Origin of the sequence: Rheinheimera mesophila, assembly GCF_000986865.1 — a bacterium.
GTDB lineage: Bacteria > Pseudomonadota > Gammaproteobacteria > Enterobacterales > Alteromonadaceae > Pararheinheimera > Pararheinheimera mesophila.
In genome coordinates this window covers 38,253-52,511 of record NZ_LAVS01000096.1, presented here as the reverse complement: position 1 = coordinate 52,511, position 14,259 = coordinate 38,253, and the positions used below count along the sequence as shown (strand labels likewise).

12 protein-coding genes are annotated in these 14,259 nt (G+C 47.2%); all 12 read left to right on the top strand.

Annotated features, from left to right (window positions below):
• The 12 genes from SD53_RS16800 (at nt 1) to mreD (ending at nt 14,256) form a co-directional block, all read left to right on the top strand.
• The gene (locus tag SD53_RS16800) at nt 1-1,746 is read left to right on the top strand and encodes a GspE/PulE family protein (RefSeq protein ID WP_046521349.1); all 1,746 of its coding nucleotides are present in this window, start codon (nt 1-3) and stop codon (nt 1,744-1,746) included.
• Nucleotides 1,746-2,963 carry a type II secretion system F family protein gene (locus SD53_RS16795; protein WP_046521348.1) on the top strand — a complete coding sequence of 406 codons (1,218 nt, stop codon included), beginning with the start codon at nt 1,746-1,748 and terminating at the stop codon, nt 2,961-2,963. Before SD53_RS16800 ends, SD53_RS16795 begins: the two co-directional genes overlap by 1 nt.
• Before the next feature lie 105 nt (nt 2,964-3,068).
• Nucleotides 3,069-3,704 (top strand): prepilin-type N-terminal cleavage/methylation domain-containing protein, encoded by a 636-nt coding sequence (locus SD53_RS16790; RefSeq protein ID WP_046521347.1) that lies wholly within the window; start codon nt 3,069-3,071, stop codon nt 3,702-3,704.
• A gap of 32 nt (nt 3,705-3,736) precedes the next feature.
• Nucleotides 3,737-4,306, top strand: coding sequence for a prepilin-type N-terminal cleavage/methylation domain-containing protein (locus SD53_RS18975; protein ID WP_052749443.1), 570 nt, complete (start codon nt 3,737-3,739; stop codon nt 4,304-4,306).
• A 15-nt stretch (nt 4,307-4,321) separates the two neighbouring features.
• Nucleotides 4,322-4,828 (top strand): pilus assembly FimT family protein, encoded by a 507-nt coding sequence (locus SD53_RS18420; protein ID WP_082101906.1) that lies wholly within the window; start codon nt 4,322-4,324, stop codon nt 4,826-4,828.
• Nucleotides 4,819-5,466, top strand: a complete 648-nt coding sequence (locus tag SD53_RS16780; protein WP_046521346.1) for a type IV pilus modification PilV family protein — start codon at nt 4,819-4,821, stop codon at nt 5,464-5,466. Before SD53_RS18420 ends, SD53_RS16780 begins: the two co-directional genes overlap by 10 nt.
• The gene (locus SD53_RS16775; RefSeq protein ID WP_046521345.1) at nt 5,466-6,299 is read left to right on the top strand and encodes a prepilin-type N-terminal cleavage/methylation domain-containing protein; all 834 of its coding nucleotides are present in this window, start codon (nt 5,466-5,468) and stop codon (nt 6,297-6,299) included. Before SD53_RS16780 ends, SD53_RS16775 begins: the two co-directional genes overlap by 1 nt.
• A complete protein-coding gene (locus tag SD53_RS16770) occupies nt 6,289-6,753 on the top strand; it encodes a PilX N-terminal domain-containing pilus assembly protein (RefSeq protein ID WP_046521344.1) in 465 nt (154 codons plus the stop codon). The genes SD53_RS16775 and SD53_RS16770 overlap by 11 nt, the downstream gene beginning before the upstream one ends.
• Nucleotides 6,754-6,820: 67 nt before the next feature.
• Nucleotides 6,821-11,581, top strand: coding sequence for a DUF8613 domain-containing protein (locus tag SD53_RS16765; protein ID WP_046521343.1), 4,761 nt, complete (start codon nt 6,821-6,823; stop codon nt 11,579-11,581).
• Between the two features lie 247 nt (nt 11,582-11,828).
• Nucleotides 11,829-12,872, top strand: coding sequence for a rod shape-determining protein (locus SD53_RS16760; protein ID WP_046521342.1), 1,044 nt, complete (start codon nt 11,829-11,831; stop codon nt 12,870-12,872).
• 14 nt (nt 12,873-12,886) lie between these two features.
• Nucleotides 12,887-13,774: a rod shape-determining protein MreC gene (gene mreC, locus SD53_RS16755; protein WP_046521341.1), complete on the top strand. Its 888-nt coding sequence runs from the start codon at nt 12,887-12,889 to the stop codon at nt 13,772-13,774.
• Nucleotides 13,774-14,256, top strand: a complete 483-nt coding sequence (gene mreD / locus SD53_RS16750; protein WP_046521340.1) for a rod shape-determining protein MreD — start codon at nt 13,774-13,776, stop codon at nt 14,254-14,256. The genes mreC and mreD overlap by 1 nt, the downstream gene beginning before the upstream one ends.
• Nucleotides 14,257-14,259: the final 3 nt, after the last annotated feature.

Sequence of the window (14,259 nt, the reverse complement as noted above, 5' to 3'; positions counted from 1 at the left end):
ATGTTAAAACCCAGACTTAAAATGCGGCTTGGCGATTTGTTAGTGCATGAAAACATCATCACTGAACAGCAATTGCAACAGGCGTTAGCGCAACAACAAAAAACAGGCCGCAAACTGGGTAGCAGCCTGATTGATATGCAGTTTTTGACCGAAGATCAGTTGCTGCAGTTTTTATCGCAACAGCTTAAAGTGGATTTGCTGGATATTAGTCAGCAGCAAATTGATCCCAAGGCGGTTGCCTTATTGCCTGAAGTACATGCCCGTCGGTTCCGGGCTTTAGTGCTGGAAGACAGAGGCAGCTCCGTGTTGCTTGGCATGAGCGACCCGGCGGATCTGTCCGTGTTGGACCAAATCGCACCTATGCTGGCGCCGAAAGATATCTCCATTGCAATAGTACGGGAAAGTCAGCTCATTAGTGCTTTCGACCGTTTGTACCGCCGCACTAAACAGATTGAAAGTTTTGCCACTCAGCTCAAAGAAGAATATGCCGAAACCGATATTCTGGACTTTGGCGCGTTAAGCGATCCGACCGACAACGAGAACACCATAGTCAAACTGCTGCAGTCCATTTTTGAAGACGCAGTGCAGGTGCGGGCCTCGGATATTCATATAGAGCCGGACGAAAAACTGCTGCGCATTCGTCAGCGCGTCGACGGTGTGCTGCAAGAAAACGTCTTAAAAGAAGTCAGTATAGTGCCGGCCTTGGTGTTACGGTTAAAGCTGATGGCGCAGTTGGATATTTCGGAAAAACGTTTACCTCAGGATGGCCGTTTTCAAATCAAAATTAAAGGCCGCACTATAGATGTGCGGATGTCGACCATGCCTGTGCAGTATGGCGAGTCTGTGGTGATGCGTTTGCTGGACCAATCTGCAGGTTTGCTGACGATGGAACAAACCGGTATGCCGGACGCATTGCTGAAACGCTTGCGCCGGATTTTAAAAACACCACATGGCATGATTCTGGTGACTGGCCCCACAGGCTCAGGCAAAACCACCAGTTTGTACGGCATGCTCAGCGAACTGAACAAAGAAGGCAATAAAATTATTACGGTGGAAGACCCGGTGGAGTACCGTTTGCCCCGTATTAATCAGGTGCAGGTCAACCACAAAATTGGCCTGACTTTCAGTAATGTATTAAGAACCAGCCTGCGTCAGGATCCGGACATTATCATGGTCGGTGAGATGCGTGATCAGGAAACAGCAGAAATTGGCTTACGCGGCGCCCTCACCGGTCACCTGGTGTTGTCCACTTTGCACACCAACGATGCGATCAGTAGCACCTTGCGGTTAATTGATATGGGTGCGGCTGAATATTTAGTCGCCAGTGCACTACGCGCCATTCTGGCACAGCGGCTGGTGCGACGTTTATGCCCACATTGCAAAAAGCCTTATACACCGGATTCTGCTGAAATCAGTTGGCTGCAACACAAACAGATCGCGGCGGATCAAGAGTTTTGGCATGGTGAAGGCTGCCAGAACTGCAACCATACCGGTTATTCAGGCCGTATTGGGGTGTTTGAGTTGCTGGTAATGAACCGCGAGCTGGCCGATGCGTTGCGTCGTGGCGATGCAGAGGGTTTTGCCAGTGCTGCCCGTATTAACGAGGGATTCCGGCCGCTGGGCGATATGGCGCTGGATTATGCGATGCAGGGCCTGACCAGTATAGACGAAGTGATTAAAGTGTCTGAATACCTTGAACTGGAAGAGCCGGCAGACAGCGCTGATCCAGTGCAGGAATACAGCTAATGGCAACCTTCAACTACATAGCCAGAGACCGACAAGGTCAGTCGGTAAGCGGCAGTATAGAAGCCGGCAGTGAAATGGCGGCGGCAGATATTCTGCTTAAACGCAGCCAGATCCCGATAAAAATTCAGCTACAGGAAGAAAAACAGGCCAGTGCTGCTATCGTCTGGCCCTGGCAGCGGGTCAGCATGACCGAGCTGATAATTTTCTCGCGTCAGATGTACTCGCTGATGAAAGCCGGTATTCCTATTATCCGCGCTATTGTTGGTTTGGCCGAAAGCACTAGTTCTTCCGCGTTAAATACCGTGTTGTTAGATTTAGCCGAGCAGTTAGAAAAAGGTCGTACTTTGTCGGCAGCTATGGCACAGCACCCAAAAATATTTAGTCGGTTAGTGGTGTCTATTGTGCATGTGGGTGAAAACACCGGTCGTTTGGATGAATCCTTTTTGCAACTTTCCAGCTACTTTGAGCAGGAAATGGAAACCAAAAAGCAAATTAAACAAGCCACCCGTTATCCCACTTTTGTACTTTTTGCGATTGCGGTCGCCATGGTACTGATGAATATGCTGGTGATACCGCAATTTGCCACTATGTTTGCCAAATTTAATACGGAGTTGCCCTGGGCAACCAAGGTGCTTCTGGCCAGTTCCAACCTTTTTGTTAATTACTGGCAATGGATGTTGGCTGTGTTGATTGGCATGATCTGGGCTTTGAAACTCTACTTACAGACAGAAAAAGGCCGTTATCAATGGAGCTACTGGAAGTTAAAAACACCTTTGATGGGCTCTATTATTGTGCGGGCGACATTAGGCCGCTTTAGCCGTAGTTTTTCTATGATGCTCAAAGCCGGTGTGCCTCTAACCTCAGCTTTAACCCTGGTCGCTGAGGCGGTAGACAACGACTATATGGCAGAAAAAATCCGCGAGATGCGGAAAAATATAGAGCGCGGTGAAAGCTTACTCAGAGTGGCGGTGCAAAGTGAGTTATTTACACCTTTGGTGCTGCAAATGTTAGCCGTAGGTGAAGAAACAGGGCAGGTAGACGAGATGCTGACAGAAGTTGCTTCTTTTTATGAAAGAGAAGTGGCATATGACCTGAAAGCGCTAACGGCAAAAATAGAGCCTATTCTGATTTGTGTGGTATCAGCTATGGTGCTGGTTTTAGCCCTGGGTATCTTTACGCCGATGTGGGATATGCTGAATGCTTATAAAGGTGGTTAGCAAATAATCGGCAAAAATGAAAAAAATATAAGACAAGTTGACAATACTGAGTAAAATAGGCGCTATTAGCGATAAACTAACAAATAAAGATACGGGGTTAACAGAATGAGACGACAAAGCGGTTTCACTATTATCGAAATTATCATAGTAGTGATTATTTTAGGTTTGTTAGCAGCAACAGCATTGCCACGTTTTTTGGCTATTACTGATGATGCTGAAGACGCATCTATTGATGGTATCGCAGGTGGTTTTGCGTCCGCAGTAGGTTTAGTGCGCGGCCAGTGGGAAATTGACGGCCGTCCTTCAGGTAATTTTGACACTGGTGGTGGCACGTTATCTGCTGATGGTACTTTTATCACTGTAGATGGTGTGGTTGTTGGTGTAAATGCTGAAGCTGGTACTGGTATTATCGCTGGTTTCCCAACAGGTGATAGCAGAGCAGATACAACTATCGCTGATGCATCTATTACTCATGCTGAATGTCTGAATGTATTAGAAAACATTATGCAAAATGCTCCAAGAGCTATAGCTCAAACGTCGCCAGCTCTTGATCTGGATGACTTAACCGGCTTCAGCTTATTTGTGCAGGAAGGGACCGGCACAACCAATAACCAGTGTTTCTACTACCAAACCAATGGTCTGGCAGCAATACCGGCGGCAGGTGTTACAACGGACTTGAATGGTTTCACTTACAATCCAGCCACTGGAGCTGTGAATGTTTTTAAAAATAGACCGAATTAACAGATTTTAATTTATAAACAGAGGTAAGAAGTATGAAAGCTATTAATAAAACTCAACAAGGTTTCACCTTAGTTGAACTGATTATCGTGATCGTAATTTTAGGTATTTTGGCTGTAACAGCAGCGCCGCGTTTTCTGAATCTGACTGGTGATGCCCGTGCTGCAACCTTAGATGCTGTAGAAGCGTCTGTTATCAGTATCAATAGTCTGATCAATGGTAAGGCGAGACTGCAGGGTGTTGATGTAGCAGCTTCTACCGCTACGGTGACTGATGGTACTTTAACTATTAATGTAGCTCAGGGGCAGCCAAGCACAAACACAGGTGATGAAACTGAATGGGCTCAGTTGTTAGATTCTACTGATTTTACAGCAGTATTTAATGCAAGTATCGATCAAACAACAGGCAAATTTACCGCTACTGCGGCAGATCAACGTGATGCAATTTTGATTCTTCCTGCTGGCTACAGTGCTCCAACAGCAGCGGCAGACCTTGGTTGTTATGTGTATGTGGTTAACTATGTAGATGACAACGGTACTGCTGGTGATACAAGCGATGACGTACTTCGCAGAGCCTTGGGCAAAGTCACAGACGGTTGTAACTAAGCTTTAGTACTCGCTATGCCAACAATACGGGCTAGGGTTTCAGGTTTTACGCTTATAGAACTTATTATTGTGGTTCTGTTAATTGGCATATTAACCGTCACTTTATTGCCCCGTTTTGTTGGCAAAGATGGAGTTTCTGAGTTTGTAGCGCGCGATCAAATAGTTAGCTTGCTGCAAACTGTCCAAATAAGAGCTATGCAACAAACCTCAGGAGGGTGTCATAATCTTGAACTTTCCTCTTCAGTGATCGCGCTGCAAGCTATAAATGGTTGTGTTGCGTCGCCTGATTCTGCTTTTTATTTCCAAAGTTCCTCGGATTCAAATGTAACTCTATCTTTGGTCAGTTATGACGGAAATTCAGTGTTACCCAGTTCGATTCTGAGTTTTGACGCTAATGGAAGGCCTGTTTTACCAACAAGCTCAGGCTACAGAGTACGCATTTCAGCGGATAGCATTCTTGATATTTGTGTTGAATCACAAGGCTATATTCATGCCATTGTCCAGGGGGGAGTATGCAACTGAAAAAATACAGTGCAGGCTTTACTCTGATTGAAATTATTATTGGTATTGTTGTTCTGGCTATTGCGCTTGTAGTAATTACCAGCGCTTTAGGACCTTTGTATAAACGCAGCTCCGATCCCTGGCATCAGGTACGTGCAGCAGAGCTCGGGCAGAGCTTTTTAAATGAAATTATGGCAAGAGCGTTCGACGAAGCATCCGATAAAGCCGGAGGAGAATATAGATGTGACGCTGAGGCGGGGACTGAGCCTGAACCCGGAGCGACTTCTTGTAATAACCTATTACTGCTGAGTGATGCTCCTGTATTAGCGTGTCGCGATCAGCAACCTTGTGAACAGACTGGTGGCTGCTCAGCTTGGCGCGAGGAAACAGTCAGAACTTCTTTTGATGATGTTGATGATTTCCATGCTTATGTGGGTACCGGAGCAGATATTGCAAATGTACTCGGCAGTGGAAATGAGGAAGCTGATGAGGCACTTGCCAGCTATTACCAAAGCTACAAAATTTGTGTAGACGTGCGTTATGCCGGGACTGAACTGTCGGTTACAACAAACGAAAGAAGAGCGAAAAAAATAACAGTGTCTATTGTAACGCCTGCTGGTGAACAGGTCGATTTTTCCGCCTATAAAGGTAACTGGTGATGTCCAGACAGCAAGCTCAGCTAAATAATGGCTTCACTTTGGTCGAGTTGATTTTGGTTGTTCTGGTACTGGGTATAATAGGTACTCTGACCACCAGCTATCTTGGCCTCGGAGTTCGTATGTACACTGAAGTTAACCAACGTGCACAATTACTAAGTCAGAGTAGGTTTGCGATAGAACGCTTGACCAGAGAATTGAGGAATGTAGTGCCGAACTCAGTGCGTATTCTGGGAAGCTGTATTGAATTTATGCCCCTGAGTGCAGCCGCCCGTTATTCGATTGCTCCTTTTGATAGTGCAGGGACCAGTTTGACATTTTACAGTGCTGCGCCTGAATGGCAGGATGCAAACGCTTCAAATGATAATATTCTTGTTAAGAATGGGGATTACGTCAGTATTTATCCTACGCTTTCAGGTCATATTTATAGCGATATAGTTTCAGTTGTAGCGGAAAAAAGAACAGTTCAGATCACAGCTAATCCTGTTGCTACAAATGGCACTGTCAGTTTAGCTATCGCATCCAATCGCTTCCCGGCGCAGTCGTCCAGCCAGCGTATGTACCTGATGCCCTCAAGCCCTGTTTCTTATTGCGTGGCCGGTAGTCAGCTTCGTAGATACGATAATTATGCGGTGACAGCAACCCAGCAAGTGATGAATCCAAGTGGGGGAGTTTTGATGGCTGAAGACCTGCAGCAAGACGGTTTCCAGCCTTTTACTATTGCGCCAGCTGTTTTGCAGCGAAACTCTGTTGTACACATCATACTCAAGTTTAAATCAGATTTTGGCGATGATTTGTTCTTCAACCAAGAGGTGCATATTCCCAATGTCCCTTAATTTTGGTGCTTACTCAGCTTCATCGCAAAGAGGTAGCGCACTGGTAATCGCTGTTTTTATTAGTGTAGTGATGTTATTGCTCGTGGTTGCTTTGTCTAAATTATTAACAGCTTCATCTGAGGGAGTATCTTACGAAGCTCAGGGAACGCGTAGCTTTTTTGCCGCCCAAAGTGGTATGGAGTACGCATTGACAGAATTGTTTCCGCTCTCTTCTGCAACAGTAACAACTAGTTGTCCGGTGTCATTGCAAAGCGGTGAGACAGTCAACCTTATGTTGTCTCCTACGATATCTTTTTATACTGCTGGGCTATATAACTGTACTGCACACGTCAGTTGTCGTGAAAGAGCAGATACGGCAGGTGCAGTGACTCATTTTTGGTTAGTCAGTACAGGCCAGTGTGGCGCTGATGGAGTCCAAACCTCCCGCACTATAGAAATGGAAGTCTGGCAATAGTGGGTGCTATAACTAATAAAGCTGTGATCTGTAGTGATACTCTTTTGCGAAAGAGTGAGGTAGCTGTATGAAATTATCGGTGTGGCTGATTGCCAGCTTGTTGTTTTTGGCGAATCTGCCTGCTTTTGCCGCCACTATTAACTTCAATATCAGTCCAACCAATCTGGCCTCATTAAACAGCAGTGGCACTTGCAGTGGAACCTGGTCTTACAGTGGTGGTAGCCGGACTTTCACCTGTTCGGGCCAAATCAGCTTTGCCAGCGGCGACCAAATTTCAACCAATACCAGCTCAGGCATTAGCTTGTCCGCCAACGCTGGTATTACGGCCACAAATAACCTGATCGGCAGTAGCACTAACCGCATCAGTCTGGTCAGTAGTTTTGGTCAAATCCAGATTTATGGCCAAACTCAGCTTTTTGGCACTATTCAAACCGAAAGTGGTGGTGTGCTTGTGCAGGGCACCAGCAATGCGGCACGTGCCAGTATCACAGGTAATATCAGCTCTGAGGCTGCCGTCAGTGTGCAGAACCTGAATCAGACGGGTAGTATTCTGGCTACCTATGGCAGCCTTACACTGACCAATACCAGTTTAAGCGGAAGTTTAACAACCTCAGGCACGGGGTCTGTCAGTAGCAGCTCTGTTGGTGGTGCCGTCAGTATTCGAAATGGCATTACCAGCTCCGCCAGTCAGTACAGCTCAACAGTGACAGTGACGAATGGAACTTTGAATACCAGTAACAGCACTTACAATGCCAATGTCACTATCAGCGGGAGTATCACCACCAATAATGATGTTTTCTTAGCGGATATTACCAGTACCAACGGGGCGTTAAACCTGACCGGTGGCTCGGTTACCGGCATGATCACAACCCCTTGTTGTACCTTAACCACCAATAATACCAACCTGGCCGGCGGTGCTACGGTGCAGTCTGGTATTAGTATCACAGGCGGTACTATCTCAGGTGACTACACCATGACGTCCAATAACCCGGCTGTAGTGAACAATGTCACTATGACCAGTGGTTCTATCACCAGCGCCAGTACGGTCACTATCAATAACAGTACACTGGGGTCAGACACTTCTCCGGTTTTGGTCACCTCAGTGTCCGGTAGTATTACGGTAAATAATTCGCAAGTGTATGGAGATTTAGTCACACCTGACTACGACAAAGTTTATGTCAACGGCAGCAGTGAGGTAGTGGGTTCCTGTATTCCTGTTGATGAGCCTTTATATGCCTGTGGTGGCGTGGCTACTGTCACCAGAGATGCCTACTGGCGTTTTGATGAAGTGCTGTGGAATGGCACCAGCGGTGAGGTAAAAGATTCCTCATTGGAGACCAAACATGGTCGTGCTGTGAATGGTGCTGTGGTCGCTCAGTTGTTTCCATCACCAGCCTCCTGTACTTATGGCGATTTTCAGGCGGTTGGAGCTACTGCTAATCCTTTTGTAGATATTGCCAGAAATAGCTATTTTCACGACAGCGATGAATTTGGTTTTACCCTGTGGCTAAAAATGAGTGCAGCGGCTCAGGCATCCGGTAGCCAGACTATTATGGCGTATGGTGGCGCTGTCAGTGGTGTAGCTGGTCGTTTTCAATTAACCCGCGAGTCGGGCGGTAACTTGAGATTCTCTATCCGGATGACCGGGGGGACTGTACGTTTTGTCGAAACCAGTGGTACGGCGATTTTTAACGATCAGTGGCAGCATATTGCGTTCAGCTACAGCAAGGATAACAGGCGGATGCGGCTGTATGTGAATAATCAACTGGTGGATGATGTTCCGAACAACAGCATAGGTGACAACACCAATGCAAAAACGCCGAATGACGGCACAGGTAACCTGGCGATAGGGGCTTTACCGGACGGAACCACAGGTATCCGTGGCCAGATTGACGAAGTCAGGTTTTATGATCGGGAGTTGCGCGCGTCTGATATTAAAACAATGTACGAACAAGTCGCGACTTGTGTCAGTGAATGTTTTACTGAAAATTTTTCTAATGACACCAACTGGTATTTAACCCAGCGCAACAGCACGCCTCCGTCGTTAAGAACTTCGCCCAATCGTTTGCGACTGACTGAAAATACTATAAATCAGGCCACTTCTATTACTTTCAAACGCAGTTTTCCTGCGGCCGGTAATAAAATGACCATAGAGTTTGACCATTATGCGTATGGCGGCTCCGGAGCTGATGGTATTGCTTTAGTCTTGTCTGATGCTGCTGTCACTCCCGTACCCGGTAGTTATGGCGGCAGTTTAGGTTATGCACAGCGGACTAATGTCAGTCCGGCGCAAAATGGTTTTGCCGGTGGCTGGTTGGGCATAGGCTTTGACGAATTTGGCAATTTCTCTCAGGCTACAGAGGGTCGGGTTGGTGGTACAACAGCAAGGCCTCAGGCCATTGGCGTCAGGGCGGCGAGCAGCACAAACTATGGCTGGCTGGGAGGCACCAATACCTTATCCCCCACTTTGAGTGCTACAGGTAGTACTCTTGCCCGTGGTGACAGATACAGAATTACTATTGATTCCAGAATCTCAAGCCCGCAAACGGTTTCGTTCCAGTTGGAAAGACGTCTGGCTGGTGGTTCCAGTTACAGCACGTTACTGACTTCATCAAATTTACTCAGTTTGGGACAACCTGCACCGCCGGCAAACCTGTTGCTGTCTTACACTGGTTCTACAGGCGACAATACCAATTTTCATGAAATTACTAATATTCAGGTCTGTACGCAAAAGCCCTCGACACCTGTTGAGATAGGGCCAAGTGTCCACCATTTTGAACTGAGTTATCCGGTACAGGGATTAACCTGCGAATCTTCAGCCGTAACAATCAAGGCTTGTGCGGATGCGAGTTGTTCTACTTTATATACCGGGGCTGCTACTTTAACTCTAAACGCCAGCAACATTGCGTCCTGGGTGGGTGGAAATCAGGTGACCTTAAGTAATGGTCTGGCTACTAAATACCTGAGTAAAACAGCCAGTGGTGATTCGGTGATCAGTGTCGCATCATCCAGTGTCGCAACCAGCGCTGCAGCGGTCTGTAAAGAAGGAAGCTCAGTGGATGCTGCTTGTAGCATGACGTTCCAGAATACGGGGTTGCGTTTTAGCACAATTCCGAATCAGGTCGCGGGTGCTCAGAGTGCCAGCAAGGTGAAGTTGCAGGTTGTTCGCACTGATACAAATACGGGCGCTTGTGTTGCGCGAGTCACTCCAGCCAGCGCAGTCAGATTTGCTTATCAATGTGTAAACCCGACAAGTTGTGTTGCGGGTCAAACCTTTGAAATCAATGACTCTGTGCAATCGGCAAATGGAGCAAGCTGCTCAACCAGCCCCAATTTTAATGCGATAAGTGCAAATCCTGTTTCAGGTGTGACTCAATACACCAGCTTAAATCGCTGTTTTAATTCAAGTTCTGCGGAGACGGAATTTAATATTAAGTATTCCGATGTTGGGCAAGTCAAACTATATGCCCAGCTTCAGCTTGCTGCTTCAGGCAATGAGCCTGCTTTGTCATTAAGTCAGGAGTCTAATGCATTTGTGGTAAGGCCTTACCAGATTAATGTCACCACAGCTCTGTCCTCTGCGACTGCAAATCCAGCCAATGCGCCTAACCCGCAAACTTTAGACACTGGTGCTGGATTTATTGCAGCAGGAGAAGCCTTTCAGGTCTATGTTTCCCCGGTAAATGCATCTGGAGCTATCACCCCTAACTATGGCAACGAGACCAGCCCCGAAACTGTTGCTGTTGATTTTGGCCAATTATTGCACCCAGTGGGAGGTAGTAACGGCACTTTAACTTCGGGTACAGCTTTTACCAAGATCAATAGCGGGACTTATAGCAATAGATTTCATAGCACTGGTTTTAGCTGGAATGAGGTGGGTAGTATCAGTTTGCTGGGCAGAGTTGGAGATAATAATTATCTGGCAACGGGCGCAGGGGCTCAATTGAGTAGTGTGCCCTATACAGTCGGGCGTTTTTTCCCAAAACACTATTCATTAGCCAGCTCATCCTTCAACAATACTTGCTCAACCTTCAGTTATATGGGGCAACCTGCTGTGACGCTGGAGTATGAGCTTCAGGCTAAAAATCTGGTTGGTGCTGTGACACAAAACTACGGTCCAGGCTATGGTGTGCTCGCCGTACCTTCGGTGGTGCTGGAAAATGCGGACAATGGCACCGATCTCAGCAGCAGAGCCAGTGTTGCCGTCTCGAGTTGGAGCCAAGGTAAATATACCTTCTCACAGAACAACCTAAGTTTTAGCAAACTGACGACTCCGGACGGTCCTTATCCAGCGCTGATGGCTGGCGTTAAACTTACCGATACTCTGGATGGCAGAGATTTGGAAATAAAAAATATGAACCCAACCAGTGCAGGAGTATGCGGCAGCGCCTGTGTAGCTGTGGCTCTCAGTGGAACTCTGGATATGCGTTATGGCCGTTTTGCCTTGCTGAATGCTTCAGGTCCGGAAGACGAAGACTTGCCTATAGTGCTGCAAAGTCAGTATTGGAATCGTGATAGATTTGTGAGAAACACTGCAGATAATTGCAGTCTATTTACCCCAGACAAATTGTGGGTTACGGGTGTTACCACAAATAAGGGGGGAGTTGCTGGGGCTATGGAATTAGGCGAAAACCCATACCAGCATTTGTTTATTCCTGCGCCGAATGTGCCGGGTATGGCAGGGCTGGAGTATCAAATTCCTGTTGAATTAGAATTCATGAAATATCCCTGGAATGGAAGCAGTATGGAAAACCCCACTGCCGAAGCTGTTTTTGGTCGTTTCCGCGGCAACAAGCGGCAAATCTTCTGGCAGGAGAAGCTGAACTAAGAAAAATTAAGTCGGAGAGTGGGTGCGGGCGAGATCGCGCCCTTGCGACTTATATTCTCGCTGCAACAAAACTTAAATTCATCCGCTTTGTCTGATGACGAAATAATTGGCTTTTCAATAGCTTTGGTTTAATTTGGTAAAAACTAAAGATAAAGCTATTTTCTTGGCGTTTTGTTACTTAAAATAAGCGCCATTTCGTCGGGCACCTTGTGTCACCACCTCTTAGTTAAAAGGATTAGTCTGTTCCATGTTAAATAAATTGCGTGGTCTGTTTTCAAATGATCTGTCGATCGACCTGGGGACAGCCAATACACTCATTTACGTAAAAGATCAGGGTATCGTATTAAACGAGCCTTCAGTAGTTGCTATTCGTCAGGAAAGAACTGGCGGACCTAAGAGTGTTGCGGCCGTTGGCCACGCCGCTAAGCGTATGCTTGGACGTACTCCTGGCAACATCAAAGCCATTCGCCCAATGAAAGACGGTGTAATAGCCGACTTTTATGTGACTGAAAAAATGCTGCAGCATTTTATCAAACAAGCCCACAGCAACAGTTTCCTGCGTCCTAGCCCACGGGTTTTGGTCTGCGTGCCTTGTGGTTCTACCCAGGTTGAACGCCGTGCTATTCGTGAATCTGCTCAGGGCGCTGGTGCCCGCGAAGTCTACTTAATCGACGAGCCAATGGCCGCCGCTATAGGTGCAGGTTTACCAGTGTCTGAAGCGACAGGTTCTATGGTGGTCGACATTGGTGGTGGCACCACTGAAGTAGCCATTATCTCTTTGAACGGTGTGGTGTATTCCTCATCCGTTCGTATTGGTGGCGACAAGTTTGACGACGCTATCATCAACTATATCCGTCGTAACTACGGCATCCTGATTGGTGAAGCCACAGCAGAACGGATCAAAACCGAAATTGGTTCAGCTTACCCAAGCGACGAAATTCTGGAGATTGAAGTGCGTGGCCGTAATCTGGCTGAAGGTGTGCCTCGCAGTTTCACCATGACCAGCAACGAAATTTTAGAAGCCTTACAAGAGCCTTTAGCTGGTATCGTTTCCGCGGTAATGGTTGCACTGGAGCAATCTCCGCCAGAGTTGGCGTCTGATATTTCAGAGCGTGGCATGGTATTAACAGGTGGTGGCGCTTTATTACGTGATTTAGACCGCCTGTTGATGGAAGAGACCGGTATTCCTGTGGTGGTGGCTGACGATCCGCTGACCTGTGTTGCGCGTGGTGGTGGTAAAGCCTTAGAAATGATCGATATGCATGGTGGTGATGTATTTAGTTACGACTAACAAGTCAGTCCTGAATGAAACCTATCTTTGAGCGTGGCCCATCTTTGCCATTACGACTGTTTCTTGCAGTCTTATGCAGTGTTGGGCTAATGACGCTGGACAGATTTACCGACAGCTCGACACAGTTGCGCAGTTATTTAACCGCAACTGTGAGTCCTTTGTATTATCTGGCCAATTTACCTCAGGCTATGTTGTCTGACGCCTCCGAACAATTTATGTCGCATCAGCGCTTACTGGAGCAAAACCAGAAGCTGCGCGAAACCTTACTGCGGCAAAATACCCAGATGCAGCGCCTGCAGTTTTTACAGCAGGAAAACGACAAATTACGTTCCTTGTTAGGCTCAGTGCCTGTGGCTGATAGTAAACGCCTGGTGGCTGAAGTACTGGCGGTCTACAGCCATCCATTCAGTAACCAGATAGTGATTAACAAAGGCAGCAACGACGGAGTGGTCGCGCAGCAACCTTTAATCGACGATTTAGGTGTACTGGGACAAATTGTCAGCGTGGGGCCAACCAGCAGCCGTGCTTTACTGATTTCTGATACCACTCATGCGATCTCTTTGCGGGTTGAACGTAATGGCGATCATGTGGTGGCTGAAGGCTTGGGTCAGTCGGATGAAGTGCGGCTGATGCATATTCCGCACAGTGCCGATATTCAGCAGGGTGACAAACTGATTACCTCTGGGCTGGATGGTATTTTCCCTGAGGGCTATCCGGTGGCTGAAGTCGTGCGGATCAGCCGCAACGCACAGCAGCCATTTTTACAGGTGTATGCCCGGCCTTATGCTCAGTTAGACCGGATCCGTTATGTATTGTTAGTCTGGCCTAAAGCTAAACCAGAAATTGACGAGCAGATTGCGCCGCCTGATGCCGAAGCTGCTGCTGTGGCAGGAGATCGTTGATGGAAAAGTCGCATCGTTTATATCTGGTGTATTTATCCCTGATGTTTTCTCTGGTGCTGGCGGTAGTGCCTTTGCCTGCTATGGTGAAGTTATTTCGCCCGGACTGGCCTTTGCTGGTGCTATTTTACTGGGCCTTGGCTTTGCCATTCCGGGTCAGTATAGGCACTGCTTTTGTGGTCGGCTTTTTATTGGACGTGCTGGTCGGTACTGTGCTTGGCGTCAATGCTCTGGCGTATTCGATCATCATTTATTTTTGCTCAGCCCATCATTTAAAAATCCGTAACTTCTCTATTTTGCAACAAAGCTTAGTGATAGCGCTGTTCCTGGCGTTTTATCATTACTTTATCTTTTGGCTCAGCCATTTCTTAACCGGTGTAGTCTTCACTATGGCCTATTTATGGCCCGTGGTGACGGGAGCTGCAGTCTGGCCCTGGATTTTCTGGTTACTACGCCGCATCCGTCGCCAGTTTAAAATTCATTGAGTG

Coding starts and splice junctions, on each gene's coding strand:
- mreD (WP_046521340.1), top strand. CDS start 13,774: ATGGAAAAGTCGCATCGTTTATATCTGGTGTATTTATCCCTGATGTTT.
- SD53_RS16760 (WP_046521342.1), top strand. CDS start 11,829: ATGTTAAATAAATTGCGTGGTCTGTTTTCAAATGATCTGTCGATCGAC.
- SD53_RS16790 (WP_046521347.1), top strand. CDS start 3,069: ATGAGACGACAAAGCGGTTTCACTATTATCGAAATTATCATAGTAGTG.
- mreC (WP_046521341.1), top strand. CDS start 12,887: ATGAAACCTATCTTTGAGCGTGGCCCATCTTTGCCATTACGACTGTTT.
- SD53_RS16795 (WP_046521348.1), top strand. CDS start 1,746: ATGGCAACCTTCAACTACATAGCCAGAGACCGACAAGGTCAGTCGGTA.
- SD53_RS16770 (WP_046521344.1), top strand. CDS start 6,289: ATGTCCCTTAATTTTGGTGCTTACTCAGCTTCATCGCAAAGAGGTAGC.
- SD53_RS16775 (WP_046521345.1), top strand. CDS start 5,466: ATGTCCAGACAGCAAGCTCAGCTAAATAATGGCTTCACTTTGGTCGAG.
- SD53_RS16765 (WP_046521343.1), top strand. CDS start 6,821: ATGAAATTATCGGTGTGGCTGATTGCCAGCTTGTTGTTTTTGGCGAAT.
- SD53_RS16780 (WP_046521346.1), top strand. CDS start 4,819: ATGCAACTGAAAAAATACAGTGCAGGCTTTACTCTGATTGAAATTATT.
- SD53_RS18420 (WP_082101906.1), top strand. CDS start 4,322: ATGCCAACAATACGGGCTAGGGTTTCAGGTTTTACGCTTATAGAACTT.
- SD53_RS18975 (WP_052749443.1), top strand. CDS start 3,737: ATGAAAGCTATTAATAAAACTCAACAAGGTTTCACCTTAGTTGAACTG.
- SD53_RS16800 (WP_046521349.1), top strand. CDS start 1: ATGTTAAAACCCAGACTTAAAATGCGGCTTGGCGATTTGTTAGTGCAT.